At 71.4% G+C, this 25,506-nt stretch carries 32 protein-coding genes; 5 read left to right on the top strand and 27 right to left on the bottom strand.

Annotated elements, in window-relative coordinates:
- Window positions 1–28: 28 nt before the first annotated feature.
- Window positions 29–712, bottom strand: coding sequence for a hypothetical protein (locus tag CGL27_RS49540; RefSeq protein WP_119994947.1), 684 nt, complete (start codon window positions 710–712; stop codon window positions 29–31).
- 233 nt (window positions 713–945) lie between these two features.
- Here CGL27_RS49540 and CGL27_RS49535 point away from each other — a divergent pair, with 233 nt between their 5' ends.
- Entirely contained in the window at window positions 946–1,923 is a 978-nt protein-coding gene (locus CGL27_RS49535; RefSeq protein WP_119994946.1) for a hypothetical protein, read from the top strand.
- Window positions 1,924–1,973: 50 nt separating this feature from the next.
- On the opposite strand, the gene CGL27_RS49530 is transcribed toward CGL27_RS49535, so the two are convergent.
- Complete coding sequence (locus CGL27_RS49530; protein WP_162953396.1) at window positions 1,974–2,717, bottom strand: helix-turn-helix domain-containing protein; 744 nt, start codon at window positions 2,715–2,717, stop codon at window positions 1,974–1,976.
- Between the two features lie 345 nt (window positions 2,718–3,062).
- Between CGL27_RS49530 and CGL27_RS49525 the strand changes: the two genes are divergently transcribed.
- Window positions 3,063–3,404 (top strand): hypothetical protein, encoded by a 342-nt coding sequence (locus CGL27_RS49525; protein WP_240451093.1) that lies wholly within the window; start codon window positions 3,063–3,065, stop codon window positions 3,402–3,404.
- A gap of 396 nt (window positions 3,405–3,800) precedes the next feature.
- The gene (locus CGL27_RS49520; RefSeq protein ID WP_119994944.1) at window positions 3,801–4,493 is read left to right on the top strand and encodes a recombinase family protein; all 693 of its coding nucleotides are present in this window, start codon (window positions 3,801–3,803) and stop codon (window positions 4,491–4,493) included.
- A gap of 1,081 nt (window positions 4,494–5,574) precedes the next feature.
- On the opposite strand, the gene mobF is transcribed toward CGL27_RS49520, so the two are convergent.
- The 22 genes from mobF to CGL27_RS49415 form a co-directional block, all read right to left on the bottom strand.
- Complete coding sequence (mobF, locus tag CGL27_RS49515) at window positions 5,575–9,633, bottom strand: MobF family relaxase (protein WP_240451092.1); 4,059 nt, start codon at window positions 9,631–9,633, stop codon at window positions 5,575–5,577.
- Between the two features lie 397 nt (window positions 9,634–10,030).
- Window positions 10,031–10,306 (bottom strand): hypothetical protein, encoded by a 276-nt coding sequence (locus CGL27_RS49510; protein ID WP_119994942.1) that lies wholly within the window; start codon window positions 10,304–10,306, stop codon window positions 10,031–10,033.
- Window positions 10,303–10,590, bottom strand: a complete 288-nt coding sequence (locus CGL27_RS49505) for a hypothetical protein (protein WP_240451091.1) — start codon at window positions 10,588–10,590, stop codon at window positions 10,303–10,305. Before CGL27_RS49505 ends, CGL27_RS49510 begins: the two co-directional genes overlap by 4 nt.
- Before the next feature lie 32 nt (window positions 10,591–10,622).
- On the bottom strand, window positions 10,623–11,345 hold the full coding sequence (locus CGL27_RS49500; RefSeq protein ID WP_119994941.1) for a hypothetical protein: 723 nt from the start codon (window positions 11,343–11,345) through the stop codon (window positions 10,623–10,625).
- Window positions 11,346–11,417: 72 nt separating this feature from the next.
- Entirely contained in the window at window positions 11,418–11,780 is a 363-nt protein-coding gene (locus CGL27_RS49495) for a hypothetical protein (RefSeq protein ID WP_162953395.1), read from the bottom strand.
- Between the two features lie 49 nt (window positions 11,781–11,829).
- A complete protein-coding gene (locus CGL27_RS49490; RefSeq protein ID WP_119994939.1) occupies window positions 11,830–12,231 on the bottom strand; it encodes a hypothetical protein in 402 nt (133 codons plus the stop codon).
- Between the two features lie 92 nt (window positions 12,232–12,323).
- The gene (locus CGL27_RS53745) at window positions 12,324–13,205 is read right to left on the bottom strand and encodes an RNase adapter RapZ (RefSeq protein ID WP_119994938.1); all 882 of its coding nucleotides are present in this window, start codon (window positions 13,203–13,205) and stop codon (window positions 12,324–12,326) included.
- Between the two features lie 3 nt (window positions 13,206–13,208).
- Window positions 13,209–13,694, bottom strand: a complete 486-nt coding sequence (locus CGL27_RS49480) for a hypothetical protein (protein ID WP_119994937.1) — start codon at window positions 13,692–13,694, stop codon at window positions 13,209–13,211.
- Window positions 13,695–13,753: 59 nt separating this feature from the next.
- The gene (locus tag CGL27_RS49475) at window positions 13,754–14,227 is read right to left on the bottom strand and encodes a DUF3307 domain-containing protein (protein ID WP_119994936.1); all 474 of its coding nucleotides are present in this window, start codon (window positions 14,225–14,227) and stop codon (window positions 13,754–13,756) included.
- Between the two features lie 43 nt (window positions 14,228–14,270).
- Window positions 14,271–14,465: a hypothetical protein gene (locus CGL27_RS49470; RefSeq protein ID WP_162953394.1), complete on the bottom strand. Its 195-nt coding sequence runs from the start codon at window positions 14,463–14,465 to the stop codon at window positions 14,271–14,273.
- A 350-nt stretch (window positions 14,466–14,815) separates the two neighbouring features.
- Window positions 14,816–15,118 carry a hypothetical protein gene (locus CGL27_RS49465; protein ID WP_119994935.1) on the bottom strand — a complete coding sequence of 101 codons (303 nt, stop codon included), beginning with the start codon at window positions 15,116–15,118 and terminating at the stop codon, window positions 14,816–14,818.
- Between the two features lie 17 nt (window positions 15,119–15,135).
- A complete protein-coding gene (locus CGL27_RS49460; protein WP_119994934.1) occupies window positions 15,136–15,918 on the bottom strand; it encodes a hypothetical protein in 783 nt (260 codons plus the stop codon).
- A gap of 2 nt (window positions 15,919–15,920) precedes the next feature.
- Window positions 15,921–16,091, bottom strand: a complete 171-nt coding sequence (locus CGL27_RS49455; RefSeq protein ID WP_119994933.1) for a pRL2-8 — start codon at window positions 16,089–16,091, stop codon at window positions 15,921–15,923.
- A 14-nt stretch (window positions 16,092–16,105) separates the two neighbouring features.
- On the bottom strand, window positions 16,106–16,609 hold the full coding sequence (locus CGL27_RS51280) for a hypothetical protein (RefSeq protein ID WP_205587980.1): 504 nt from the start codon (window positions 16,607–16,609) through the stop codon (window positions 16,106–16,108).
- Window positions 16,610–16,678: 69 nt separating this feature from the next.
- Window positions 16,679–16,927, bottom strand: a complete 249-nt coding sequence (locus tag CGL27_RS49445; RefSeq protein WP_119994961.1) for a hypothetical protein — start codon at window positions 16,925–16,927, stop codon at window positions 16,679–16,681.
- 120 nt (window positions 16,928–17,047) lie between these two features.
- Complete coding sequence (locus CGL27_RS49440) at window positions 17,048–17,431, bottom strand: hypothetical protein (RefSeq protein ID WP_119994931.1); 384 nt, start codon at window positions 17,429–17,431, stop codon at window positions 17,048–17,050.
- Window positions 17,432–17,542: 111 nt separating this feature from the next.
- Window positions 17,543–18,382: a DUF4097 family beta strand repeat-containing protein gene (locus tag CGL27_RS49435; RefSeq protein ID WP_162953393.1), complete on the bottom strand. Its 840-nt coding sequence runs from the start codon at window positions 18,380–18,382 to the stop codon at window positions 17,543–17,545.
- 148 nt (window positions 18,383–18,530) lie between these two features.
- Window positions 18,531–19,604, bottom strand: coding sequence for a hypothetical protein (locus CGL27_RS49430; RefSeq protein ID WP_119994929.1), 1,074 nt, complete (start codon window positions 19,602–19,604; stop codon window positions 18,531–18,533).
- Between the two features lie 196 nt (window positions 19,605–19,800).
- On the bottom strand, window positions 19,801–19,980 hold the full coding sequence (locus CGL27_RS49425) for a hypothetical protein (protein WP_119994928.1): 180 nt from the start codon (window positions 19,978–19,980) through the stop codon (window positions 19,801–19,803).
- A complete protein-coding gene (locus CGL27_RS49420) occupies window positions 19,977–21,881 on the bottom strand; it encodes a hypothetical protein (protein WP_119994927.1) in 1,905 nt (634 codons plus the stop codon). The genes CGL27_RS49425 and CGL27_RS49420 overlap by 4 nt, the downstream gene beginning before the upstream one ends.
- 142 nt (window positions 21,882–22,023) lie before the next feature.
- Window positions 22,024–22,188, bottom strand: a complete 165-nt coding sequence (locus CGL27_RS50610; RefSeq protein ID WP_162953392.1) for a hypothetical protein — start codon at window positions 22,186–22,188, stop codon at window positions 22,024–22,026.
- Between the two features lie 92 nt (window positions 22,189–22,280).
- Window positions 22,281–22,661, bottom strand: a complete 381-nt coding sequence (locus CGL27_RS49415) for an RRQRL motif-containing zinc-binding protein (RefSeq protein WP_119994926.1) — start codon at window positions 22,659–22,661, stop codon at window positions 22,281–22,283.
- A 489-nt stretch (window positions 22,662–23,150) separates the two neighbouring features.
- On the opposite strand from CGL27_RS49415, the gene CGL27_RS50605 reads away from it, so the two are divergent.
- Window positions 23,151–23,315, top strand: a complete 165-nt coding sequence (locus CGL27_RS50605; protein ID WP_162953391.1) for a hypothetical protein — start codon at window positions 23,151–23,153, stop codon at window positions 23,313–23,315.
- 724 nt (window positions 23,316–24,039) lie between these two features.
- Here CGL27_RS50605 and CGL27_RS50600 read toward each other — a convergent pair.
- The 3 genes from CGL27_RS50600 to CGL27_RS49400 all read right to left on the bottom strand — a co-directional run bounded on the left by CGL27_RS50600 (window position 24,040) and on the right by CGL27_RS49400 (window position 24,776).
- Window positions 24,040–24,201: a hypothetical protein gene (locus CGL27_RS50600; RefSeq protein ID WP_162953390.1), complete on the bottom strand. Its 162-nt coding sequence runs from the start codon at window positions 24,199–24,201 to the stop codon at window positions 24,040–24,042.
- Between the two features lie 123 nt (window positions 24,202–24,324).
- Entirely contained in the window at window positions 24,325–24,507 is a 183-nt protein-coding gene (locus CGL27_RS49405; protein WP_119994925.1) for a hypothetical protein, read from the bottom strand.
- Window positions 24,504–24,776, bottom strand: coding sequence for a hypothetical protein (locus CGL27_RS49400; protein ID WP_119994924.1), 273 nt, complete (start codon window positions 24,774–24,776; stop codon window positions 24,504–24,506). The genes CGL27_RS49405 and CGL27_RS49400 overlap by 4 nt, the downstream gene beginning before the upstream one ends.
- A 471-nt stretch (window positions 24,777–25,247) precedes the next feature.
- Between CGL27_RS49400 and CGL27_RS49395 the strand changes: the two genes are divergently transcribed.
- A partial coding sequence (locus CGL27_RS49395) for a GntR family transcriptional regulator (RefSeq protein WP_162953389.1) occupies window positions 25,248–25,506 on the top strand: 259 nt, incomplete at its 3' end.

The following is a 25,506-nucleotide window of genomic DNA, read 5'->3' as shown; positions in this document are numbered from 1 at the left end:
AGGCAGGGCCACCCAAAGCCGGGGGCGGTCAGCGGATGGCCCGCTTCACGGCCGCGCGGAAGATGTCTCCAGTGGTGATGATCTGGGCTTGGAGCTTGGCCTTCTCCAGGATGGAATCGGCGTCGGGCCGGGACGCCATCGCGGCGCACCAGACATCGAGGAGGGTCACGGCGCCGCTCCGTTCAGCCTCGCGGAAGATGACCTCTGGGCCATCTCCCCATCGGGCCTGCCACTCCCACAGAGCTTTCACGGCCGGGGCGCTCGTCCAGTACGTCGCGCGCACGAGCTGGTCGCCGAGATCGGCGGGGAGGCGGACCGCCATCCGGTCGGTCAGCTTCGTCTTCTCGTCGCCGAACCGGTCGTAGTGGCTCGGGCCGGTGCCGACGCGACGCCCCGGCATCCGGGCGTCCTGGCTGGGCAGCGGCTCGTATGGGCCGTCCAGCGCCTGGGTCTTCAGCTCGGCACGGACGGCACGCGCGACGACCAGGTCCCGGGTGCCGGCCAACTTCCCCTTCGCTCGCATCGCGGCGAACTTCGCCCGGACCCGGCCGCGGGCCTCGCTCTGGGCCTTGCCCCGGAGGAACCGCACGCCCTCGTCCTCCCGGGCCTGCTTCAACCAGTCCCGCTCGGCCTTCAGCCCCGCCTTCACGACTTCGTTGAGGGCCTTGAGGTCAGAGGGCTCCACCGCGACAACGAAAGGGATCACCGACATGGCGCGCAGTCTAGCTAGATAAAGCCAGCCCGTTCGCGCGACCGCGCGCGTGTGGGACGGTCTCACGGGTTCCATCCGTGCTTGCCCAGTTGCTAGCCTTTTCGCTTGCGGAAAAGCGAGTAAACAAGCTAGATAACGCGCGGGAAAAGCGCAGGTCAACCCGCGTTTGACGGTTGTTGCGCGCCCCGGATCTACGCCTTACCTTCGGTTCAAATGAGCTTCAGGAGGTCGTCTTGCCCAGCTCCATCCCGCCGCTTCCCGGTCTCACCCGCTACACCTGGTGGGGCCCCGTACCCGAGGGCCTGTTCACCAAGACCCAGCTCGACCGGGAGGGGCTCAAGCCGGGCTCCGACCCGGTCGGCCAGGTGCTCTATCACGGCAACTGCTACGCCCCGCTGTACGAGAAGAGCGCCGCGGTGCCCAAGCGCGGGTGCTCACCCGCACAGCGCGCCGTCCTCGACCGCGCCCGGGAACTGCAGTACGTGTGCCGACGATGCGGCGACGGCCGCGACTACCCCCTCGGCAGGGGGCGCTGGTGCGAGCCGTGCTCGTACGCCGCCGAGCTGTACGGCGCGCACGCGAAGGCCCAGCGGTTCGCCCGCGAGATCGTCACCGACCCCGCCTCGACCCTCCTCGTGACGGCGGCCGGCCCCGGCGAGTATGCGAAGCCGGAGACGGTCGCGGTCATCCGCGTCCACGACCAGGAGCTGCTGCACGAGGGCCCGGCCGGGGCGTACGGCACACCGGAGCGCGGGGCGCTGCTCGACCGGCTCGATGTTCTCCTGGACGGGCGCCGCGTCGTCCACGAGACCGACCGGGGCCCGGTCAGCCGCTACCCGGCGATGCTCGTCACGCCCCCTGGCAAGCACCTCACCAGCGAGCGCGACAACCTCCACGCGTGGCTGCGTCCGCACCGCGAGAGCGGGGAGAAGGCGGACTACGTCTCGCGGCTGTGGCGGGCCTGGTTCGCCTGGACGAGGGACGAGTGGTCCTCGATGGCGAGCGAACCCTGGGACCAGGAGCGCGGGGTGTGGGTCGCCTGGGACCGCACGGCGCAGGCCGCCGACGACGCCCGGGTCCAGGCTGCGCTCCTGCACCGGATCGCCGGGGGAACCGAGCCGGTGTGGGAGCGGGCCCGGTGGATCGAGGACGGACACGGTGAGCCGGAGCTTCCCCAACGACGCCGCCGGCGGATGACCACGGCGGCCTGACACCCGGGACGAGAGCAGGGCCCGCGCCAGCACCGGCGCGGGCCCTCGCGCTATCCGGCGGCGGGCTCCAGGCCGTCGAGGAGCGACGGCTCCCACACCCGTACGCCGACCGGCGCGGGCCCGCGTCCCAGCTCCCGAGCGGAGGCGTTCGCGGCCTCGGCCGCCCGCATCGTGTTGTCGTACAGCTCCGGCCACGTCCAGTACATGACGTACGTGACGGCGTCGGACCACACGTACGAGAGCATCAGCCGGGTCAGGCGCGGGACGTCCTTGCGGGTGCGCTCCAGCTCGTGCGCCCACACGACGTCCATCTCCTCTAGTCGCACCGAGGCGAGGTCGGGGAACTTCCGCCCGCCGGTGCCCAGCCCGACCGTCATCTCGATCCCCTCGGGCAACTGCCACTCCTGGCCGGCCGCCGGGTTCGGCTCGCGGCGCCGGATCTCCCGCTCGGTCACCACCAGGTGGCGCCGGTCGCGCTCGATGTAGTGGGCGAGGTCGACCACCACCAGGTCGTGACGCAGCTCGGCGAGCTTGGGGCGGGCGACGTCGCCGTCGATGCCCGCGGCCGTCATCCCGGCCCGGGTCAGCGAGTGCACGCGCGGGACGTCGGCGAGCATCCGCCGGCCCTCGACCAGACCCAGCTCGGCGAGGGCGCGCATCCGCCGCTCGACCACCTTCACCGACAGGTCGAAGCCGCGGGCGATCTGCGGTGCGGTCGTCCCCCGCCAGCGGCCCACCCACTTCAGCAGCTCCAGGTCCCGGGAGGTGAGTTGCCACCGCCTGCCCTGCTCCACGACGGCCCCCTTCGTGATCACTCGGTCCAGGCCGCGAGTGTAAAACCGGGTGTTTCTAGCCCATGCCCCAGGGTGTTCCGAGGGTGTTCCCGGCCTGCCTCCCCACAGTGGCGCTGAGCTGGTGGTTCGCCCCGTCCCGACCGACACCACACCCACCCTTCGTCCCTCTGAGTGGGTGTGGTGTCGGTCGGGACGGGGCTGAGGTCAAAGAAGGATGGGGGAGGCAGGTGGGTGGTGAGGGTGGATCAGGACAGTGGAGACAGGAGTACGAGGGTGGAAGGGCAGCAGGGAGAGCGGGGGAGGGGAGGCAGACATCTGGGGAGCGGTGGGGTCGTTGGGCCGGGCATGACGTGGTTGGAGAAGGCCGGGCCGGGAGTGGAGCAGCGGGCGGAAGCGGTGGTCGACGCGGCGTGCGAGCTGGTCGACGCGGTGACGCCGAGGACCTGGAGCGCGGGCGCGGTCGAGGACGCGGTGGACGCCATCGACATGCTCGCCGAGGCCCTCGCGGCGATCGACCCGCAGGCCGCGAGAGCCCTCGCGGCGGTCCCGGCCGCCACCGCCGCACTGCGCAGCCGACTCGCTCCGGCCGCCGCCGAGGACGTCCCCGAGGTGCGCGCGCAGGACTCGGGACGGCCGCGCCGGCGCGGACTCGGGCCCGGCTGGAAGGGCGTAGGGGCCACCGGCTGAACCGCCGCGTGGGCCACCAGGAAGTGGTGGACGAATCCCGGGGTGTTCCGGCGGAACGGCCCAGGCGGGCGGGCGAACGGGTCCACCGGATCAGGGCCGATGCCGCGCCGAGTAAGGGGTTGAGGTGATGTGCGGGCGAAGGGGCGGCGGCCGGAGGCGAGGCGGGTACCCGGGGTACCCGGACCGATCATCGGAGCGGCGCGGCCATGTCGAGGTGTCGCCCACGGGAGACGGCTGTCCCCGTTCCAGGGGTGTCCATCAACCGATCGTTTCTTGGACAGTCCGGCCGAACGCCGGGATCTACCCCCTGCGGGTGAGTCTGCGTGTCCAACAAGTGTGTTCAGAAACTCAGACTGTCCAACAACCTACGGACCCCCTTTTCCGTACAGTGATCACATGACGACACCTTCCCAGTGGGCAGAGGGCGGCGACGACGTCCTGGCCGCGTTCCCCGCGAACACCACCGGCGTGCTGATCGGCTACGCACGCGTCTCCACGAAGGGCCAGCTCCTCGACCGGCAGATCGCCGCCCTGGAGAACGCCAACTGCGCCCGGGTCTTCTCCGACAAGCTGTCAGGCAAGAACGCCGAGCGCCCCGAGCTGTGGAAGGCGCTTGACTACGCGCGCCCCGGGGACACCATCGTGGTCCCCTCGCTCGACCGGCTCGGCCGCTCCATCCAGGACCTCATCGCGATCGTCAGCGGCTTGCGCAAGCGCGGCATCGGCTTCCAGTCGCTGCACGAGTCGCTGGACACCACCACGCCCGGCGGCCGACTGGTGTTCCACGTCTTCGCCGCACTCGCCGAGTTCATCCGCGAGCTGATCGTGCAGGGCACGGTCGAGGGACTGGCGGAAGCCCGCGCCCGCGGCGAGCGCATCGGCCGCCCCCCGGCGATGAGCGCAGAGCAGATCCGCCACGCCCGCGCGATGCTCTCGGACCCGGACGCGTCGATCAGCTCCATCGCGAAGCTGCTCGGGATCTCCCGCACGACGCTCTACAAGTACGTGCCGGAGCTGAAGGCCGGAGGGCGGCCCGCCGTGGGCGGCGCGAGCCCCACGGCGGCGCTGGAGGCCGCTGAGAGCCGCTGAGAGCACCACAGGGCACCAACGGGGCCCCGGAGTCGTCCACGGACGGCCCTGGGGCCCTTCTCGCGTCTCCACGCCGATCTCCAGTCCGTCAGGAGCGGTCCTGTGGTGAACGACTCTGGCAACGGGTGGATACGGCGTAGCCACCACGGCGGCCAGGGCGACCGACGCGCGCGCCCGCGAAGGACGGTCCAGAAAGTCCAGAAACTCGGCACGCCGAGCACGACCAGGAGCAGCGCGAGGTTCCCCGCGCCCCGGGGCCGGCGCCGACCGGTAGCGGGGCGATTCGGCGGGTTCGCCAGGCGCACCCAGCGGCGCACGCTGCGACCGGAGGTGACCCCTTCCCCGCGCAGAGGACGCCCCAGGGAAGTAGTCGGCGCCCGCGGCCTCGCTGAATCACGGCGCTGACCTCGGGGTTCACTTGCTCTGGGGGCGTGGCCCGATGCGACCAGGAGCGCGACCAGGAGCGCGACGTGAGGCGCGATGTGAGGCGCGACCAGGAGTGCGACCAGAGGCGCGACCAGGGGGAACGGGGACGGCAGCGGACGCCGGGATCGAATCCGACTTCGCCAAGACCCCTCTGTAGGGAAGTAGTCGGTGTGCGCGAGCTTCGGCGTCGGCCACGACCACGCAGGTCAGCCCACCGCGCCGACGACGACCGCCATGATGATGAGGCGCCCTGCGAAGCGCTCCCCGCGGCGTCCTGCTGAGCGCCCTGGTGGACGTCCTGCAAGGCGCCCTGCAACGCGCCCGGCGTCCGACGTCGCCGACGACGGCGTTGAACCCGCTGGGCGCGACTTCGTACGTCGACCGGCCGGAGGGGGTGCCGTACAGAAGTAGTCGGCGTGCCGGAGCGACGGCGCTGCACCTTGACCACCCAGCTCAGCGGCACGCGACGTCGGCGGCCGCCACCGAGTGGAGGCCAGTTGTAGGGCAAGCCGTAGGGCCAGTTGTAGGGCCACTTGTAGAGCAAGTTGTCAGGCAAGTTGTAGGGCAAGCCCGCGAGCGAGGACCAAGGTATCGACACTCCGGTGTCGATACGGCCTGGCCCACGGGCGTCCAAGGCCGCGCTCGGGTTCCCCGGTCAGCGCCTCTGCTTCGGCCCGGACTGGCCCTGCGCCGGCGGCCGGTAGGAAGGGCTGCTCTGGTGCACGACACGGGCACTCTGCTGTGCCTGAGCCTTCTGCAGGTCCGCGCGGGCTTTCACCTCGGACTCGTGGAGCCTGGGGTGTTGTTCGGCGATCCGCTCGCGCAACTGCTTCTCGGTGCGGGCGTCCTTGGCGGTGGCCCGGTACATGGCGGCGTTCTCCCGCGCTGTGGCCGCCTGGCCGTGGAACCGAGCGACCCGCTTCTCGTCGCCGGTGTCCTTCTGCTGGGCACGGGCGGGCACCTTCACCTCCCGCATCTCGGTGAGCCGGGTCGCGAGGGTGTCGACGTCCGGGGCCTGGCGCTCGGTGGCACCGAGGACGGTGACGTACGGGCTGTCCCGCAAGACCTTCCACGCGTCAGCGGCGGCTTGCCGGGCGGCGGATCGGGCGTCGGCACCCTCGCGCCACGCGGCTGCCCGGTCCTCCTCTGCCTGCTTGGTGAGCTGGGTGTGTTCCTTGCGGGAGGTGCCCGCCATGCGCAACGCGAAGCGGCTCTTGTCGTCAGAGGCCCCGAGGATCCGAAGGTGCTCGTCTGCGGTCGCGGCGACCTCGGCGGCAGCCTGCTCCCGGGCTTGCTCGGCACGGGCGGCGGTCAGGTGCTCGTCCGCCTGGTCCAGCAGCACGTAGATGGGCGCCACCTCAATCTGGCCCAGGCTGGTTCCGCCGGCCTCTGCCTCGGCGATCTCCTGGAGCAGTGCCCGCTCGGATTCCTCGGCGGTGGCCGCGGCCTGGTCCTCGCGCCGGGCGTCGACGGGTCCGGTCGCGATGAGCTTGGTCAGTTCCTGGTCGGTGTGGCCGCCGTACGGGCGCTCGCTCCAGGCCCGTGTCCCGGCCAGCTCCCGTTCCTCGCGCATCTCGACCAGACGCTTCTTCTGCTCGTCGCTCAGCCGGTACTCGCGCTGCCGGGCTTCGTCGTGGCGTTGGTCGTGGTGTGTGACCGACCGGGCGCGGGCGGCCTTGGAGCTGACGGTGCGCGTAGGAGAGGGCACGACGGCCGGGGCCGGCGGCTCGTGCAGTAGATCGGAGACCATCGAGTCGGGCCGCGACTGCCCGAGGAACCGGGCGTAGGCGTCGACGGCGCGCTCCAGGCGCTCCTTCTCGGTCCGGGCGTCACCGAGCCGGGCCCGGGTGTCCTCGCTCTCGATGACCGCGAGCGGCAGCCACAGGTGGTTGGCCTTCTTGCCTCGGGTCAGGCCCGGATAGGCCGCGTGGGCGTTGGCTCCGTGGCCGTACATCAGGGACGTGTCACAGGTCATCCCCTGCGATGCGGCGATCGTCATCGCGTACCCCAGCGACAGGGCACCGGAGGCGACTTGGTCCGGCGTCAGCCACGCGGACACGTAGGCGTCGTCCTGGCCGCGCTCGCGGGTGCGCCACGTGATCTCGACCCGCCCGTCGTCGGCGAGCTGGCTGACGACGGCCCGGTACCCGTTCAGCAGGTCCGGCCCTTCGCCGCGCCTCGACCTGTAGTCGTTGACGCGGACCCGTACGGCGTCGCCCTCGGCGAGGGTGAGCCGGTCCCCGCCGGGCAGCGCGTAGGTCCGCTCGTCACCGAGTTCGCCGGCGGCGCGGCGGATCTGCTGCGCCCCCAGGTTCAACGCGTCGACGTCGGCGTTGCGGGCGGCGAGGACCACCAGCTCGTCCAGGAGGTCGTGGGTGTCGGGCCAGCGGTCGCGCCGGAGCTCGTCCCACGTCGTGAGGATCTGCGAGCGGGCCTCGTCCGCCGACTCGGTGGGGTGGACACGGCCGCGGTCGGCGAGCAGCCGGAGCGCCTGGTCGTGGTCGCCGGTCCGCCACACCTCCAGCGCGTGCCGTTCGGCGGCGTCCTCCTGGCGGCGGTTCTCGTGCAGGGTGAGCCCGCCGACCAGCCGGTGAGTCTCCTTGAACCAGCCGCCGGCCCCGATCGCCTGGAGCTGGAGCGGGTCGCCGATGCCGATGATCTGCGTCCCGGTGCGGGCCGCCTCGCGCATGAGGACCTCGGCCGCCCGGTCGTCCACCATCGTGGCCTCGTCCACGACCAAGACGTCGACGCCGGTGAGCCCGCTCCCGGTACGGATCTGCTGGAGCCAGGCCGCGACCGTACGCGCCGGAATCCCGGACGCCTGGTTGAGCTGCTGGGCGGCCACCGCGCTCAGGCACGCGCCCGCGTACGTGGTGCCCGTGGCGTCCCACCCGATCCGGCACGCCTCCATGAGCGTGCTCTTGCCCGCCCCGGCGACGCCGACGATGGTGTCGATGCCGTGCCCGCCGGTCAGCAGCCGGGTTACCGCCGCGCGCTGTTCCTCGGACAGCTCGAAGCCGACCGCGACCTGGAAGACGTCGATAGCGGCGGCCGACTGATCGGGGGTCAGCGCGGTGCGGCCTTCGCCGTGCCGGGTGAGCGCCTGGTCCCGTACGTACGCCTCGGCGTCGAGGATGTCCTGGGTGGTGTAGCGGGCGGTCGACGTCATGACGTTGGACCCGTAGTCCGGCACGCGTACCGCGTACCCGGCCACGTCCAGGACGTCGTCGACCAGCTCGTCCAGGCGGCCGACCTCGTCCGCGTCCAGGCCGTGCGGCAGGGCGTTGCCGACCGCCGCGAGCAGCTGCGCGCGGCTGAACGTCTTCGCGCTCGCGGTGAGCCCGGTCTCGGGGTGGAACACGATCTGGGCGAGGTCGGACGGCGGGGGAATCCGGGGTCCGCCGGGGCCGTCGACGGTGGGGCCGCTGTCCGGGCCGGGCGGTCCCGGGGCGGCGGCCGCGACCATCGCGTCGACGTCGACCCCGGCCTCCTCGGCACGCTGCCGCCAGCTCTCCCGCATCGCCGCAGCGTCGGCGCCGTGCTTGGCGCGCAGGGTCTCGGCGGCGGCACGGTCGCGCTCCTGGCGCCCGGCCTCGTCACCGGCCAGATCCACGATCCTGCCGTGGCGGCGGGAGAACAGGTCGCGTACGGGTTCGCCGATCCCGTCGACCTCCCACGCTCCGGTGCGCTCAGCCTGCTGCCGGCGTACGCCGAACCGGGCGTGGGTGAGGGCACGGACGCGGGCCTTGAAGTAGGCGTCGGCGGGGGCGGCGTGCCGGTGCAGGTCCTGGCCTGAGTTAGCGATCGAGCGCCACTGGCCGTCCTCGCACAGGCCCATGTTGGCGATCGTGATGTGCAGGTGAAGGTGCGGGTCGCCGGGCATCCCATCGCCCATCGGACGTGCCGACTGGTGCTCCACCGACCACGCCAGCAGACCACCGGTCGCGAGCCGGACCGGCTGTCCGTCCTCGGAGCCGACCGCGTACCCGACCCAGCGCTCCACCTGACGGATCGTGTCGACCTTGGCCTGGTGCACCAGGTCGCGATACTCCCGTGCGTCCGCCTCGCTCATGAGCCCCGGCAGGACGCTGTCGGACTTGGGGAGGTCCAGCATCAGGTCCCAGCCGCGCACCCGGTCGTCCACGCGGGCGTCGGCGTGCTCGCGCGCTTCGGCCAGCTCCCTCTCCCCGTAGACGTCGTCCAACGAGAGGCCGGCGGCGCGGGCGAGCTTGTGCAGGGTGCCCACCTGCATCCGGTGCCGGTCGCCCTGGCGGTGGACCATCCGCTGCTGCTGCGCGAGCACGGCCTGTTGCTTCGGCTTGCCCTCCAGCAGATCCGCGGCCGCCACCCCGCGCTCCTCGGCGGCGGCCTCGATCGCCTCCACCAACCTGGCGGTCGTCAGCTTCGCCAACGGGTGCGCGCGGGCGGACGTCTGCGTACGGATCAGCCGGGCGCCGGTCTCGGGATGGCAGCCGCTCATGAGCTGCCGGGCGGCCTGCTTGCCCTCCTCGTCCAGCACGGCGCCGGCGGTCAGCCCGACCGCCGCGAGACCGCTGCCCATCCACACGAGCGGGGAGTCCGTCTCCTCCCGCAGCCGGTACTCCAGCGCCGGGTCGGCCACCTCCTGGACGACGTCGTCGGCCGCCACGACCGAGCACCCGGCCTGCTCCCGCAGCCGGTACTCAACCTGCTCGTCGTCACGGATCGCTGTCACCCAGGCCACCGGCCACCCCCGTTCGTGCTGCCCCGTCAGCGAGGCTTGTGCGCTTGTGCGTTCCCGGCGTGCCGGGGTTCCCCGACAGGGGAACCCCCTTCGTGCTTCCCCTGTTTTTGATCATGACCGGAACGGTCGGAGTCGACCAGGTTGATCGTCGCCGGGGTCCATCACCGTACGGCCGGATTCGCTGCTCACCAAACGAGTGATCAGCCTCAGAACGGCCAGCATCGACAACCGTGAGTTGTCGCACGACGATGCGGAGGCTCGTCGCAGATCCTCCGGGCTCAGCCGCTGTGCTCATGTCTGTGCGGACGCCTGCGACGTACGCTCAGACGGAAGCGACCCCCGGCACTTACCCTGCCGGGGGTCGCTTCGGTGGTGGCGCCGGATCAGGTCAGGGCCCGGCGATGATCCAGAGGATCAGCACGGCGTCCAGGTCCCGGTCGTGGCGGTAGACGACGGTGATCCCCCGCCCGCCGGTCTGCTCGGGGAGCAGCTCGATGGCGTAGGACTCGGAGCGGGGGTCGGCGTCCGGCAACCCGCGGGCGTGGTCGGGGGTGGGGTCTTCCTCCAGGGAGGCCCGTACCGACATGACGGCCGTCCGCTCGCCCGTGCTGAGGTCGGAGCGCAGGATCTTCTCGGCGGCGTCGCTGTAGAACGCGTAGGTCACCTGGCGTTCCCCTCGGCCATCTTCTGGCCCAGCTCGAAGGCGACGTCCTCGGTGCTGCGCATCAGGGCCGCCATCGCCTGCGGGTCGCACCGCAGCAGGACCCTGTGCCGGTACGCCTGGGTGATCTCGCGGACGCGGGTGAGGTCGTCCAGGTCCGCGTCCGCCAGCTCCTTCTCGAACTTGTCGGCGTCGCCGGGGATGCCCCAGACGCTCAGGGCGGTGCGCAGCTCGGCGAGCGTGCGCATCGGCGGCGCGACGTCGTGGTGCTCGGGTTGTGCGGTCACTGCCCCTCCTTGGGTCGGTGGTGTCGAGTCTCCTACGCCCTCGCGCTCGGGACAGCCTCTTCGAGCGCCACGATGACGAGGGCGTGGTCGACCAGGCGGTGCGCCGGGATCTCCCCTCGATCGGCCTTCTCCCGGAGCGCCGGCAGCTTGCCGAGCACGACGACCAGGAGGTCGAGCAGCGCACCGAGGATCCGCGGCCGCGCCTCGGTGAACGCCTCCCACAGCTCCGACTCCGGCCGCGGCGCGGTGATGCGGCTCAGCTCCACGACGACCGTGCGGTCCACCAGGTCGGCCCGCAGCTCGTCGGGGTCGATGGTCCCGGCGAGGATGACCGCCCGGCTGGGCTCCTCGGTCGTGACCGGGGTGTCGGTGTAGAGGGCGCGCCGCACCACGGTTCCGCCCGTCACCGCACGGCACAGGTGGTCCGAGGTCTCGTCGGGGATGCGGGTGACGTTGTCGAACACGGAGACCGACGCGGCCTCTGCCGCCCGCCAGGCGTCGTCGTTGTGGGGGAGCCGGCCGAAGGGCACCACGGCCGGGTCCAGGAGGTTCGCGAGCATCCGGGCCGCCACGGACTTGCCGCTGCACTGCCCGCCGGAGAGGAGCAGCACGGGGCGCGGGATCTCGGGGATCAGGCCGGTGACGAGCCAGGGGACGATGCTCGCCCACGACTCGTCTGTGACGTTCAGCAGGTCGCGCAGCTCGGTCAGCGAGCCTCCGCTGACGGGCGGGAGCGGTTCGGTGTTCGGGTTCATGCCGGTCCTTCTGATCGGCCGGGGCCGCTGATCGGCCCCGGGGTCCTTCTGTCCAACGAGCGGTGGTGTCGGTCAGTCCTTGTACGCGATGGGGCTGAGCCCGGAGTGGGCCCGGTTGAGCGCCTCGAACAGGGTCTGCGCCGCCGCCTTCGCCTCGGCGAGGCCGTCGTACGTGGCGGCGAGGTCGGTGTCGAGCGTGTTCCTGTCGCTGCGCAGGTTCCCGCTCGCCTCCAGGTGCTTCACCAGGGCCTCGGTCTGCTCCAGGGCCTGGGGCAGGACCATCGCCGCCTGGGAGAGGTTGCCGACCACGCTGTAGGCGTCGCCGGGGAACTCCCAGTCCTCGTCTCCCCGGGTCGGGGCGAGCGTGGCGTGGTTGAGGGCACGGAGGGCCTCGTACGCGTCGTCGGCGAGCCTGGCGGGCGTCTTGTCGGTCATGGGGTCGGTCTCCTCTGGGATGCGGTTGTGGTCGTCTCGGTGGTCGTCGTCAGCCGTCGAGCTCGGCACGGAAGCGCCGGGTGCGCTCCTCCCCGTCGAGGACCGCCTGGCGCACGGCCTCGTCCTTGATCTGCTCGGCGGGGTGCAGCAGTCGGCCCGCGCGGTAAGCGCGAGCGAAGGCGACAGCGGCCGTGGCGGTCTTCGCGCCGTCCAGGTCCTGCCCGGCGAAGCGCTGGAAGGTCTCGCCGTCCTGTGTGCGCTCCTTGCCGAGCCGGGCCTCGAAGGCGTCGAGCGCGCTGCGCAGCCCGCTCACCTTGTCCCAGGCGTAGTAGAGGTTGCCGTCCTCCATAGCGCCCGCGATGCGGCCGAAGTGGTCGACAACGCGGGCGTACTCCTCGGCGAGGTTGTTCTCGGGGGTGGAGCCGCCAAGCAGGGTGTGCAGGTTCGTCATGGGGTGGTGCCTTCCTTGTGGGGCGAGCCGGGGCCGCCGTGATGGCGGCCCCGGTTTCATCCTGTCGTGCGGTTCGGACAGTGCTGGGGCGATCAGGCGATGTCGCCCGGAAGGGGACCACCACGGCCGCCGTCCAGGTCGACCATGAGCATGTCGGTCGGGTTCAGGGCCTGGGAGAGGCTGGGGACCTGGTCGAGGATGTCGGCGTGGTCGAAGGCCAGCGACGGCAGGCTGGAGGCGGGCCACCAGCGGGCCGTACGGGCGTCGTCCCCGGCGAGGATCGGGGTGCCGGCCGGGACGATGGCGAGGAACGCGGCGGTGACGTACCGGCCGCGCGGGTCGCGGTCGGGCCGGTCGAAGACGCCGATCTCCCGCAGGTCGGAGGCCAGGACTTGGACGCCGGTTTCTTCGGCAAGCTCACGCACGGCCGCCTCGATGGCGGTCTCTCCCCTGTCCACGTGACCACCCGGGAGCGCCCACGCGCCCTCGTGCGGCGGCCATCCGCGCTCGATAAGCAGCACGTCGCCGTCCGGCGTCATCGCGATCACGTCGGCGGTGTAGCGGATGCTCTCGGGCTCGGGTTCGGTCCGGTTGTGGACTCCGGCGGGCAGGAGGTCCTGGTCGACGTCGCGGTGCTCGATGGTGACCGCGTCGCCGACGTCGCGCAGCAGCTCGTACGAAGCGCGGGCAAGGCCGACGCTGCGGTGCCGGCCGCCGGTGCATCCCCACGCGATCGTGACGTCGGCTCCGGTGTCCTCGGCGAGGCCGCGGGCGGTGGCGACCGCGTTGAACGCGAGCCGCTCGGCGCCCGGGGTGGTCATGACGTGGTCGTACACCTCCTGGTCAAGGCCCGTGTGGTGCTTCAGCTCCGGGTTGTGGAACGGGTTGCGGAGCAAGGCCCGGAGGTCGAAGACCAGGTCGGCCGTGGGGGCGGGGCTGTGGCCGTAGCCGAAGGAAACAATGTGGATGCTCATGGGTCAGCTCTCCTCGAAGCGCTTGACGGCGCAGGGCGGGCAGAGGGGGATCTGCCGGTGGTCGGTCTCCTCGGGGTAGAGCGCGGTCGAGAACGGGTCGGCCATGACCTCCACGTCCGGCTTCTGCTTCCCGCACTCCTCGCACCGCTTCAGCAGCGGCGCCAGGAGGTCGAGGGCGTGGCGGATGCGGTCGCCGGTGCTGTCCTGGACGACGCCCTGGGCCTCGTCCAGCAGCTCCGTGACGCGGTCGATGTCGTCGTGGTCGACCTCGGTCACCGACACCGAGATGGTGCCGACGACGTCGGCGACGGCGGCGAGGACGCCGGTGTCGGGCTTGGTCGGGTCGTACAGGGCCTGGAGGGCGGCGGCGTGCGGGCCGACCTCCTCGGTGCGGCACGCGGCGTCGCGGATGCGGTCGAGACCGATGCGGACGATGGCGACGGCCGCCTGCAGTTCCTGGTCGAGGCTGAGCTTCGGGGTGCGTTCCACTGAATTCCTTCCGGGGTGAGAGACGCAGTATCTAGCTGGATTGTCCGGGATTTCGCAGGTCAGAGCGCCGCGATAAGGAGGGCGGCGACTCCGAGGAACAGGTGGTGGAATGACTGGTCCAAGGCATAAGCGCCGGTCCCGAGCGTGGCGGCGGGCTTCCCCTCGGCGGTGACGGGGTGCGCGGGGTGGGCGCCGGTGCCCAGCGAGTAGAACTCCGTCTTGCCGGTCACCTTGGCGAGCCAGGCGAGCGTCGACCTGCGGTCCGCCCACCAGTGGGTCGCCGCGTCGATGCCGAGGCCGGCTACCAGACCGAGGACCGTGACGGGCAGGTCGAGCACCAGGACCACCGCGGCGAGCGCGATGCCCTTGGTGATCGTCAGTCCGAAGACGTGGCGCGCGTCGGCGAGGCGTCCGGCCCATCCGGCGCGGCCCTTCTCGGCGGCCTGGTGCGAGGTCTGCACCCAGTGGTCGCCCACCGAGTGTGCGATGAACAGCGCGACGAACACGGCGGCGAAGACTGCGGCTGCGGTCATGAGTGCTGGGCTCCTTCGTCAGGTGGTGCGGGGCGGGAGAGGGTCAGCGGCCGGCGCGCGCGGCCCATGCGCCGTCGAGGCCCCGGCGGATCTCCACGCCGGGGCCGGAGATGCGGCCGGGACCGGCCTGGACGCTGCCGGGCTGAAGCGCGTCCAGCTCCTGGAGCAGGGCCGCCACCTGGGCCGCCAGCTCCAGCGCCTTCGCGTTCTCGTCTGCCGTGGGCATCGTCTGTCGCATGACATCTCCGATCGGGTTTCCGCTCGCTTTTCCGCTTGCGGTTTTGCTAGCTGTTTCGCTTGCCTTGACTCCATAATGCAGACTCTGAGTCGGCATGTCTACGGGTTCGCAGACTCCGAGTCGGCATAATGCGTGTCTGTGCAGGTCAGCCCCACGAAAAAGAATCTCGATCCGGGGGCCGGTCGTCTGCTCCCCCGGCTCACACGGGGCGTGATCTGCGCCTCACTGCCCCGCGCGTCGGCCCAGCACACAGCCCGGGAACCGGCCGTCTGGCCGTGGGTCCCCGGGCTGTATGGCCACCCAAAAGCGGGGGCGGGTGTCGCTGGGGGCGGGCCGTACCCGGGTGCCGGTCAGTTGACGGCGGCGGGCTCCGGCTCCTCCTGGTCGTGGTCGAGGTGCTCCTCCGTGGCCGCGTCCTCGCCGCCGGCGGACTCGATGTCGAGCAGCGGCTCGGGGAGGCGGTAGCCGCGGCGGACCCGGGCGGCGTCCAGGTATCGGGCGGCCTCGTCCTCCCGAAGCTCGATGCGGTGGAGGCCGAAGACGAGCGCGGCGAGATCGGCGGGGGCGGCGGGCGCCTCCAGGGGGCCGACCAGCTTGTCGGCGGCGCGCATGAGCTTGTTGTGGCGCTGCTGGGCTCGGCGGTTCTCGAACATGGCGGGTCTCCCTCTCGTCAGTTGTGGACGGCGGTGTCGTCGGCGTCGGCCTCTTCGCACGCCTTGCTGCAGTACGGGCCTCGGTGGTGGATCGGGGCACCGCACAGGGCGCACTCGCCGGGCTCCGGCTCCAGGTCCTCGTACGCGTCCCACTTCGGCTCGTCGGACCACGGGTCGTCCTCCGGGTCCGGGGCGGGGCGCAGGCCGGTGACCTGGTCCAGGAGCACCCAGAGCCGGTCTCCGGCGGGGCCGTACTCCGGCGCGACGATCGAGACGTACGTGCCGTGGGCGACCTGGCCGTAAAGGTCGCGGTTCAGCTCGGGCCACTGGATGGCCATGTCGGCGCGGCTGATCCGGCCGCCGAACGCGGTCATCGGCTCGCCGTCGCAGGTCGTGGCGATGACCGGCTCGTCCTGGACGCCGACGCCGCGCCGGTGGTCGTTGACGCGGACGAGCAGGCCGGCCCCGGTCGCGGCGTCGACCAGGCGGTGCAGCAGCTCGGCGTCGGTGACGACCAGCTCGACCGCGGCGCGCTGCTCCCACCACAGGCCGTTCGCTCCCGTACCGGCGAACCCGGGCTGCGAGCAGGTGGTGATGTACCCGGCGCGGCACAGGGCGGCGAGGCTGGGCACCAGGTGCTCGGTCTCCTCGTCGGGGCCGTAGCGCGGGGCGTAGCCGGGGCGGGACGCGATCTCGCCCTCCAGCCAGAGGGCCATGAGTTCGCCGAGGTCGGCGACGGTACGCGCGGACGTCCAGCGGCGCCGGTCGGCGCGGCTCATCCACGGGAGCGTGAGCTTCATGGTCAGCCCTTCACAATCATGTGCTCGGGGTGGCGACCGCCCATGTGGGACACGCACTCCGGGCAGTCCTCGCGCGGACCGAGGTGCTTGTGCTGCGCGCGGCTGTCGTACGCGTGCAGCCAGCACTGGCGGCACTCGCCGGGCGGGGGGTTCAACGCCTTCTTGCTCGCCATCGGGGTCTCCGCTCTCAGTGGTTCACGTTGGTGGTGGACCGGCCGAAGCCGCGGTTCGTGTTCGTGACGTGCGTGGTGTTCTGGATCGTCGTGCGGCTCATCGCGGCGGGGGCGACCTTCCAGGCGACGATCGCGATGGCCAGCCACATCAGGGCGCCGGTGCCGAGTCCGGCGAAGGCGCCGATGGCCTGGCCGACGCCCCAGCCGGTCCCGGCCGCGAGCACGCCGCCGGCGGCGATGCGCTGGGCCCGCGGGTCGAGGAGCGGCTGCGGGGTGAGGTCGCGGGGCGGCATCGGCTGCATCGGGGCCGGGGCGGCGGACCGGCGCATCGGCACGAGCTGCCCGTAGGCGTCCGGCACCCAGACGACCGGGTCGTTCTCGGCGTACAGCTCGACCGGTCCGGTGAGCGGGGCCTGGACGGGGAGGCGGTAGTGCGGGGTGGTGTCGACGTCGTACGGGCGGTACGGCTGCACCGTGGCCTCGGTGCGCGGGAGGTGGGGAGCGCGGTCGGTGCTCACGGTGGTGACCTCGGCTTTCTGGTTCGAGAGGAGGGTCCGGCCCCCGGGGCTCGGGGGCCGGACCTCGGATCAGTCCTGCGTGGTGCGGTACTGCTTCGTGCGCTTGGCGACGTGGTCGCGGCTGAACTCGGTGGCCTCGGCGGCGTCGAGCTGGAGGGCCTCGCCCTTGTCCAGCTCGGCGGCGATGGCCTGCCACATGACCTCGTCGGCGGCGGCCTTGGCCTTCTCCGCGTCCTCGTGCGCCTGGTCGCGGGTCTTCTTCAGTTCGGCGATGCGGGCCTTGGCGGCGGCGCGGGTCTCCTTGTCGGGGCGGGGCATTTCTGGCTCCGTTTCGGTGTCGGGGATGATGTGGCTCCCCCCGCTGCCCTTGCGGAGCGGGATCGGGGCCCGTGGCGGCCGGCGGACCTTGGCCGGGATGGCGGCCGCCACGGGGCGTCCCTACTTGCTCGCGGGGATCGCGGGGGAGGGGACGGTGTTCTCGGCGGCCGTGGCCACCGCCTGGAGGACGTCGCGGGTGGAGTCGGCGGCGCTCCCCAGGTGCTCGGTGAGCGTGCCGTATCCGAGGTCGCGGGCGCGGGCCTTCAGGGCGGTGAGGTAGTGCCAGGTGTCGTGCAGCTCGTCGTGCAGGTCGAGCAGGCCGGGCTGGAACGCGAGGGAGTCGGTCAGGGTGTTCGCGCCGTCCCAGTGGTTCTTGGCCCGGTCGGCGAGGGTGTTGAAGCAGTTGTCGGCGATGACCTCGCGGACCTCCTCGGCGGACTCGTACGCGTGGGCCATGCCGACCAGGCCGTAGAGGAAGGTCACGAGGCGGTTGGGCTTCTTCACTGCTGTCTCCCCTGCTTGCTTTTCTGCTGGCGGGATTGCTTGCGGTTCGGGACCGGGGCCCGGGGCGGTCGGCGGATTCCTGGCCGGGATGGCGACCGCCCCGGGGCGAAGTCAGCGGTTGCGCTTGCGGCCGGAGACCGTGTTGGCGCGGACGTTCAGGTGGCTCGCGCCACGGGTGACGACGTCGCCGGAGACCGTGGTGGCGTCGATGCTGCCGGTGGCGGCCGGGGTCGCGGTGACGTGGACGTCGCCGGAGACGGTGTTGGCACGGAAGTCGCTGCCGCTGTACTCGCCGATCTCGATGTCACCGGAGACCGAGGTGACGTCGACCCTCGCCGCGACCTTGTCGACCTCGAAGTCTCCCGAGGTGGTGTTGCCGCGCAGGGTGTGGACGCTCTTGGCTTCCACGTCGCCGGACACCGAGCGGACATCCAGGGTGTGGAGCGTGCCGCGCAGGACGGTCAGGTCGGCGCTGGTGGTGTTGAGCCGGACCGAGGAGGCGGCCGGGAGCTTCACGTCCACGATGATCTGGCCGGAGCCGACGCCACCGACGACGGTGCCGGCCTCGGCGACGACGCGGCCGTTGGACACGATCTGACGGCCGCCCATGAAGATGTCGCCGCCGGACATGACCACGCCCGTGTTGCTCCCGCTGAAGCTGTAGCTGGAGAAGTTGTTGCCGCCGATCTGGACGCTGGTGTGGACGCCGCCACCGCCGGGGAGCTTCGGCACCCGGATCTCCATGACGTTGTGGCCGTTGGAGTCCCGCTCGTCCATGACGGTGTCGTTGACCGCGTCGGCCATCGGGCCCTCGTCGTCGGCGGTGCGGACGGTGACCTCGGCGGACTTCAGCGTCGGGTCGACCGTGACGTTCACGGCGCCGATGTGGCTGATGATCTCGGCCCAGATGGTGCCCATGGTGGTCGCGGTGAAGGTCTTCTGCGTGCTCAAGGTGATCTCCTCAGATCCTGTGTCCGCTTGCATTTCCGCTTGCGGTTTTGCTGGCCGTTTCGCTTGCCGTGACTCCATAATGCAGACTCCGAGTCGGCATGTCTAGCTTTTGCAGACTCCGAATCTGCACAATTTTCGTTCTCGGAGGTCAGGGCCCCTTGGGGCGGTCGCTGGTGACGGTGTTGTTGACGACGGAGTTGTTCTTGCCGTGGATCTGGACGGTCGAGGACGACTGGCCTCGGGACTCGCGCACCAGGCGGGCCGCCTCGTTCACGGCACCCCGCGCGGCGGCGGCCTCCTGCGCGGTAGGAGGCCGGGTGATGGCGCGGGTGGTGGTCTGCCCGTTGACCTGCTGGCCGTTGCCGGAGACCTGGACGACGCGGGTGTTCCCGGACCCGGCGACGTTCTGCACGGCGGGAGCGCCGGCCTTCGGTGTCTTCGGCTCGCGGGCCTTGGCCGCTCGGCGTTCGGCGGTGGCCATCGCCGCGGCGGCCGGGCCCTTGCACTCGGTGCAGGGGATCGAGACGCCTGGGGCGCTGATGCGGCCGGAGTCCTCGCAGACCAGGCACTTCGGGCCTTTCTTCGGGGCCTCCATGCCGTACGCCTTGCGGTACGCCGACAGCGGCGGGGTCTTCGGCTCGGGCGCCGTCCGCTCCTTGGATCGCTTGGGCTGCTCGACCGGCTGGACGCCGCCGGCCTGCCACGCCCACGCGGTGCGCAGTACGGCGGCGACCGGGCGCATGGCCTGCTTCTTGATCTCGCGCTTGGCCTTGCGGACGGGCTTGCGGACCGTCGCCTTCGCCTTCTTCTTCGCCTCGCGGGCGAGGACCTTCCCGACGACCTTCGCCGCGTCGGTGATGTCCTTCATCTCCATCGGCGGCGGGGGTTCCTCGCCGAATCCGGCGTCCAGGAGCCACTGCCAGTCCGGGTCCGGGTTGGTCCAACGCATCCGGCCGTAGGCGTGGAAGTGGCCGACGTCGATCCGCGGTTCGTCCCAGACGTGGTCCTTGGGGCACTGGCCCTGGACCTGGATGTCGCCGATCTGGTGGGCGAGGCGCAGGTCCTCTTCGGCACCGCAGATCGGGCACGCGAGGACGACCGCGAGCCACTTCACGCGGAAGGTCGGCTCGGGGTGCTCGATGACGTACCGGAAGGGCCGCTGGAAGATCAGGAAGAAGCGCCCGGCGTCCGGGTCGAAGCTCTGCCACGGCTGGATGGGCATTCGGACTCCTCGGGATCTTTCGGGCGCGGAACGGGTGCGGAACAGGGAGGAACATGCAGGTCAGAGGGGTGGAACACCGGCGGAACAGGGGGCCGGAGGGCGGAACATGTTCCGGGGTCCGGCCCGTGTTCCGGGCCGGTTCCGGGACTGTTCCGACGCTCTGACCTGCATGTTCCGCCGGTGTTCCGGGGCCGGATCAGCCTCCGGAGGCCGTCGAGGCGTCCTCTTCGCCGAGCAGCTTCTTCAGGTCGAGGAGCCGGTAGCCGCGGACCGAGGCGCCGCCGCCCTTGGGCCGGTACTTGTCCTTGGCCCACTTCATGCCGTGGGGCTCCAGGACCGCCTTGAGGACGGCCTTGAGGATCTCGTCGGCGGTCATCGGCTCGCCGTCCTCCCCTCGAAGTTCGCCGGGTCCCAGGTGTCGGGGTCCTCGTCGGCGAGGGCGGCGTAGAAGTCCTCGGGGGAGAGGCCGGAGGGGTTCCCGGCTCCCTCGAAGATGGCGCGGGCGACCTTCAGCAGGGCGACGCCGCCCGGCTCCTGGTCCTCCTCGTCGTCGGGCAGCTCGTCGTCGCCCGCCGGGAGGACGCCGATTCCGCCGGCGAACTTCGCGCTCTCCGGGTCGAGGTCGATCGCGCCGGACGCCGCGCGCTCGCGGGCCCGGATGTCGGCCTCGTCGTCGGAGAGGATGCAGGCCCGGTAGGGGATGGGCTCGCAGTAGTCGCCGCCCGCCAGGACGTACGCGACCGAGGCGTCGTTGATGGCGTTGCCCATCGCGGGCAGCAGCCGGTCCGGCCTCCAGCCCTGGGCCATCGCGCCGCCCCCGGCGATGAGCTTGATGTCGTCGGTGTCGCACGCGCACATGACCTGCACCGGCAGCTCGGAGAGCCAGGCGTTGGAGCCGACCCGGTCCTTCGTGACGGCCTGTGTGGCGACCACGAGGGTGACGTCGCTCTTCGCCGAGGTGAGGGCGATCTGCTGCACCAGTTCGTCCAGGCGCAGCGGCTTGTCCTCGGCGCTCTCCTCGTCCATCTTCGGGAATACCTCGCGCTTGGACGCGGTGACCAGCGCGGGGAATTCGTCAATGACGATGGTGATTCCCGGACGCTCCGGAGAGGACTCCCAGTTGAGGCCCATTCCGAACTTGTCGAACAGCTTCGGGCGGTTCATTCCGACCGCGAGCGCCCATTCCAGAACCTCGCGGGCCTCCCACGGCGTGCGGGCGACAGCGGCCATGGCCTTGCGGTACGGGCCGAAGCCGGAGCCGTACGAGCCGAGGTCGATGCCGATGATGATGCGGTCATTCGTCGCGGTGAGTGCGTCGAGAATTGCCCGGAGCATTGTGGACTTACCCGAGCGGGACTTTCCGACGACATTCGCATTCGTCCGCTTGAGCGGCAGCGCGAGAATTCGGCCGGACATGTCCGCGCCGATCTGCGCCTTGTGAACGTCGTTCGTGGAGACCGACTTGGGCTTGCGGTAGGGCAGTTCGGGGACGGCCTTCCACGGGTCGTCTCCGGGGATGCGCAGCGTGCACTCGTTGCGGGCCGCCGCCGCCTGCTGGAGCAGGATCGAGTTCGTGCGGACGCCGGGCAGGCACGCCTCCAGCTTGTCGAGGGAGTCGGACAGCTTCTCGGGGGTCTGCCGGTTGAGGACGACGACCACCTCGAAGCCCCAGTCCTTGGGGTGGACCTGCATCGCGTACACCGCGACGCCGACGTCCTCGGTGAGCGCCTGGTGCAGCAGCTTCTCGAAGGCGCGCGGGGTCATGCCCAGCTCGAACTTCTCGGGCAGGCCGGCCTCGGCACGCTCCAGCGCCTCCAGGTCCTCCGGCGTCAGGTTCGGCGTACGGCCGACGCGGGCGAGCACGGCCACGTTGACCAGGAGTCCGGCGGCCAGACCGCCGACGCCCTCGACCATGAGGCCGGTGATGTCGATCCCGGCGAACGGCAGGTAGGCACCGGCCGCGCGCAGGGCGAACTTCTTGCGCGCCGACGACTTCGCGGCCACGGCCTGCGTGAGGGCGATCTGCGCCTCCTGCTGGACGGACTCGGCGGCCTTCCGCTTGGAGTCCTTCTGCATCAGGGCGAAGCGGGCGCGGCGGGTCGCGGCGGCGGACTCCCTGGCGAGCATCGCGGCGCGGGCCTCGGCGGCGGACGCCGTCATGCCCTCGACACCGCGCGTCCACTGGTGGACCCGGGCGGCACCCCGGAAGGATGCGGGCAGGACACCGCGCACGGTGGTCTGGCGGGAGACCCACCGGCGGGCCTTGCGGCGGGCCATCCGCTGGAGGTACTTCCCCGGGCCTTGCGGCCTTCCGGCGTCTTCAGCGCCGGGTTGATCCAGGGCCGGTCTCCCTCGGGGTCGTCCGACAGCTCCCACGAGGGGATGACCTTGCCCTCCAGGGCCTGGCCGGTCTCCTTCGTCAGCACGACCGTGGGGCCTCGGTCTCGCCACCCAAAGCGGGGGCGGGCTCCGTGGCGTCGGGGCCGGCGGCCGGGTGCGGCACGGTCGTGGCACCCGGGTACAGGTCGATGACGGTGGCCAGTTCGGTCTTGTCCGGTGTCCTGGTGGTCGTCTGCTCGGTCATGCTGGTGCTTCTCCTTCGGGAGGGAGGCGGGCCCGGCAGCGCGCTGTAGGAGGTGGTGCTGCCGGGCCCGCCGGTTTCGGGGGGCGAGTCGTTCAGGCGGCGGTGGTGAAGCCGTCCGCGCAGGGGGTGCAGACCCGCAGTCGGGTCGAGAGGCAGTACGAGCGGGTCTCTCCGCACTCGGGGCAGGTGCGGCGGGCCTGCATCGCCGCCGCGAGGGAAGCGATCTGGCCCGGCGAGCGGGGCTTGGGCGGGGTGGCCTTGGCGGCGTCGTAGAGGCGGGCGAACCGCGGCTCGTCCGGCGACTTCCGGCTGAACCACATGACCTGTGCGACGGCCGGCCCCCGGGGACGGAGACCGCGCGCCACGAGCTGGTCGCGCGTCGCGGTCCCTTCCGGGGCCAGGCCCCAGGGGAAGGTCGGCACGTCGTGCCGCTCCCCCTCGGGGTCCCAGAGATCAGCGATCCGGCGGGCCATGGCTCAGGCCCCACCGCTGCGTCGCCGTCGCCGTCGATGAGCCGGAGCTTGCGCTCGGCGACGACCCGGTCCCGCAGCCACATGCCGTCCTCGCGCCGGACCTTCATCCGCTTCGCGAGGGCCGTCGCGCTGATCGTCTTGCCCTCGGCGACCAGGTCCACGGCGATGGCGTGAGCGTCCGGGAGAAGGTGTTCCAACTCCTCGTCGGAACGCCCCTTCCGGCCAGCGTTCCCGCTGTCGTTTCCGCGTGCGGAATCGCTGGCGTTCTCGCTGTCGTTCGAAGATCCCTCAGAGCCGTACAACCCAATTCCCGCTTGGGCTGTGAGGCCCTTGGGTGCCCCGCTGCGGGCCGCAATCGGGAGGGTTGCTCCGAACGTCGGGATGCCCTCTGCGAGACGGTGTGGGACGGGGTTGTGGAGTCCGGCGAGAAGGCCCGCCCGGATCAGGTCGGGACGCCTCTCGTCGGCGACCTCGAACGCCGCGCCGACCTTGAGACGGGACGCCGTCGCGGTCGCGTACAGCTCCGGCGTCATGCCCGGCTCGGTGCCGTGGACGATCCGCCACGCGGCGGCGAACGCCTGCTCTCCGGTGATCTCGCCGTACGTCGCGGCGGACAGCAGCCGGTCGGCCTCCTTGGCGACCTTCGGGTGGTGACGGCGGCGGTCCTTCAGGTGCTTGGCCCGTGCCTTCTCGTCCTCGCGCCGGCGCTTCTCCGCAGCGATCTGCTCGCGGGTCCGCTTCGCCTTCTTCGAGTGGCGGCCCGCCATGACCATGTGCCACAGCGCGACCGGCGCGATCGAGGACGCGGCCAGGACCAGGGCGCCGCCGATGCCGCCGTAGTCCTTGTAGCCGTGGATCGAGTTGACCGTCGCGGCCAGCAGCGTGAAGGTCCACACCGCGATCCGGTACGGGGTCGGGTCGCGTCCCTCGCGCAGGGCCTCGCCTCGCCCGCGGTCGCCGCCCACGCACCCAGCTCCAGGAGGAACGGAGCAGACCCGCGAGCAGCAGGCCCATGCCCATCGTGCGGAGCGAGCCGAACTGGGCGACCAGGGCCGGGATCATCCCGCACGCCATGACGGCCAGGACGGCGGCGACGTCGCCGTTGTCCCGCACCCACACGACCAGCTGCGACGGCTGGCCTGCCGGGCGCCTTGGTCTGCTTCTTCTGCCGGTTGCGCTCGGCGGTCGCACGGCGCTCGCGCTCGGCGCGGGCTTCGGCGTCCTGGCGCTTGCGCTCGGCGGCGGCCTGCTCGTCGGCGCGCTTCTCCTCGGCGGCGAGCCGCTGGGCTTCGAGCTGCTTGCCCAGCAGCAGCTCCTTGTCCTTGCGGGCCTGCTCGGCCGGCGGCGGCCTGGTCGGCGCGACGCTCTTCGCGGTAGCTCATCGGTGGCCTCCGTTGCTGACCATCGGCTTGAACAGGTGGACTCCGCCGTAGACCAGCGCGAAGTGGATGAGGGTCTCGACCACGCTGTGCGTCTGCTGCCAGCCGCCCACGGCGGCCCAGCTCCCGCACGCGGCGGCGATCAGGTCGGTCAGGGTCATCCAGCCCCGCAGCGTGCGGCGGCTGCCTTGCCCTTGGAGGTCTTGGTCTTCATCGGGCCGCTCCGCTCATCCGGGGGCCGACACCGGTCGAGGTGGTCGGCGCGGCCGGGGCGTAGGCCGGGGTCAGCAGCACGTCGAGCGCGATGACGAGAACGGCGACCAGGAGCAGGCCGACCCGGGCGCGGGGGAGAGCTCTATCCCGACCAGCCACGCACCGCCGGCCACCGCGGCGACCAGCCGCAGACGGCCCAGCACGAGGGGCAGCAGGGAGAGCAGGAGCGCGAGGCGCGGGTTGACGGTGATCACGCCGCCACCCCCGTCTGGACCTCGTCGCGGACCAGGCGCAGGGCCGTACGGACGGCGCGGCGCTCGGCGCCGGGCTGACGGGCGAGGGAGACGGCGGCGGCCGGGTTCGGCCTGCCCACCGAGGCGAGCACCTCGTACGAGTCGAAGTCGGCGGCGGTCCAGTCGGCGGTGAAGTCGTCGTCCTCGAACCGAGGGCGTCGTCGGCGGTCTCCAGCTCGGCGCCAGGACGACGGGGGCGGCGCCGTACGGCGGCGCAGCTCCCTCGGCATCCGGCGCAGCAGGACCGGTAGTACGTGGCGTCCTCGCGGTCGGTGTCGGTCTCGACCTTGAAGTCGTCCATGAAGGACGTCAGCGCGTCCCGGCTGGCGAGTCCGCCGGCCGTGAAGTCCAGCTCTTCCAGCTCCAGCGGCTCGACCATGTCGAACCCGCTCGCGACCTCGAAGAACTCGGAGTCCCGTAACGATGCGCTGACCTGCGACGATGATGTTCATGGGGGTCGTGCTCCTCTCGATGGAACGGCCTCTAGAACGGCTCTCTCGGTGGTCCTGGCAGATCTCCCGGGGGAGCCCGTTCCGTACGTTGCGGGCAGCGTGATGCAGCGCATTGCTTGCCCATTCGCATTGACTGGACAATGCCCGCTGCGATGACGATGGCACTGTCCGGAGCGAAGGTCAAGTGCATCGTGTCGATGAGTCGCATTGACTGGACAATGGCCGATCATGCGAGTACACATGAGTCGCATGAGGACGAATACGCCGATCTACCAGCGCGTCGCGGATGACCTCCGCGCCGAGATCGCTGATGGCACCAGGCCACCCGGAAGTCAGCTTCCGACCGAGGCTGAACTGCAGGAGAAATACGCCGCGACGCGCTACACCGTGCGCCAGGGCCTGGCCGCCCTCGTGAATGAAGGACTCATCGTTTCGCGCCGGCCGCTGGGGCACTTCGTGCGCGAGATCCACCCGATGGTTTACCGACCGCAGCAGGAGTTCAGGAAGA

Source organism: Streptomyces sp. 11-1-2, from assembly GCF_003595545.1.
GTDB lineage: Bacteria > Actinomycetota > Actinomycetes > Streptomycetales > Streptomycetaceae > Streptomyces > Streptomyces hygroscopicus_B.
Note: the sequence above shows the minus strand (reverse complement) of the source record. Positions and strands in the feature narration are given on the sequence as shown.

Bases quoted from the DNA above. Each gene is read 5' to 3' on its own strand.
- CGL27_RS49420 (WP_119994927.1), bottom strand. From the start codon at position 21,881: ATGGCCCGCCGCAAGGCCCGCCGGTGGGTCTCCCGCCAGACCACCGTG.
- CGL27_RS49470 (WP_162953394.1), bottom strand. From the start codon at position 14,465: ATGCGACAGACGATGCCCACGGCAGACGAGAACGCGAAGGCGCTGGAG.
- CGL27_RS49540 (WP_119994947.1), bottom strand. From the start codon at position 712: ATGTCGGTGATCCCTTTCGTTGTCGCGGTGGAGCCCTCTGACCTCAAG.
- CGL27_RS49465 (WP_119994935.1), bottom strand. From the start codon at position 15,118: ATGTTCGAGAACCGCCGAGCCCAGCAGCGCCACAACAAGCTCATGCGC.
- CGL27_RS49475 (WP_119994936.1), bottom strand. From the start codon at position 14,227: ATGACCGCAGCCGCAGTCTTCGCCGCCGTGTTCGTCGCGCTGTTCATC.
- CGL27_RS49490 (WP_119994939.1), bottom strand. From the start codon at position 12,231: ATGACGAACCTGCACACCCTGCTTGGCGGCTCCACCCCCGAGAACAAC.
- CGL27_RS49400 (WP_119994924.1), bottom strand. From the start codon at position 24,776: ATGCCGAGGGAGCTGCGCCGCCGTACGGCGCCGCCCCCGTCGTCCTGG.
- CGL27_RS50610 (WP_162953392.1), bottom strand. From the start codon at position 22,188: ATGACCGAGCAGACGACCACCAGGACACCGGACAAGACCGAACTGGCC.
- CGL27_RS50600 (WP_162953390.1), bottom strand. From the start codon at position 24,201: ATGACCCTGACCGACCTGATCGCCGCCGCGTGCGGGAGCTGGGCCGCC.
- CGL27_RS49525 (WP_240451093.1), top strand. From the start codon at position 3,063: ATGACGTGGTTGGAGAAGGCCGGGCCGGGAGTGGAGCAGCGGGCGGAA.
- CGL27_RS53745 (WP_119994938.1), bottom strand. From the start codon at position 13,205: ATGAGCATCCACATTGTTTCCTTCGGCTACGGCCACAGCCCCGCCCCC.
- CGL27_RS49520 (WP_119994944.1), top strand. From the start codon at position 3,801: ATGACGACACCTTCCCAGTGGGCAGAGGGCGGCGACGACGTCCTGGCC.
- CGL27_RS49425 (WP_119994928.1), bottom strand. From the start codon at position 19,980: ATGACCGCCGACGAGATCCTCAAGGCCGTCCTCAAGGCGGTCCTGGAG.
- CGL27_RS49495 (WP_162953395.1), bottom strand. From the start codon at position 11,780: ATGACCGACAAGACGCCCGCCAGGCTCGCCGACGACGCGTACGAGGCC.
- CGL27_RS49455 (WP_119994933.1), bottom strand. From the start codon at position 16,091: ATGGCGAGCAAGAAGGCGTTGAACCCCCCGCCCGGCGAGTGCCGCCAG.
- CGL27_RS49500 (WP_119994941.1), bottom strand. From the start codon at position 11,345: ATGAACCCGAACACCGAACCGCTCCCGCCCGTCAGCGGAGGCTCGCTG.
- CGL27_RS49430 (WP_119994929.1), bottom strand. From the start codon at position 19,604: ATGCCCATCCAGCCGTGGCAGAGCTTCGACCCGGACGCCGGGCGCTTC.
- CGL27_RS49460 (WP_119994934.1), bottom strand. From the start codon at position 15,918: ATGAAGCTCACGCTCCCGTGGATGAGCCGCGCCGACCGGCGCCGCTGG.
- CGL27_RS49445 (WP_119994961.1), bottom strand. From the start codon at position 16,927: ATGCCCCGCCCCGACAAGGAGACCCGCGCCGCCGCCAAGGCCCGCATC.
- CGL27_RS49415 (WP_119994926.1), bottom strand. From the start codon at position 22,661: ATGGCCCGCCGGATCGCTGATCTCTGGGACCCCGAGGGGGAGCGGCAC.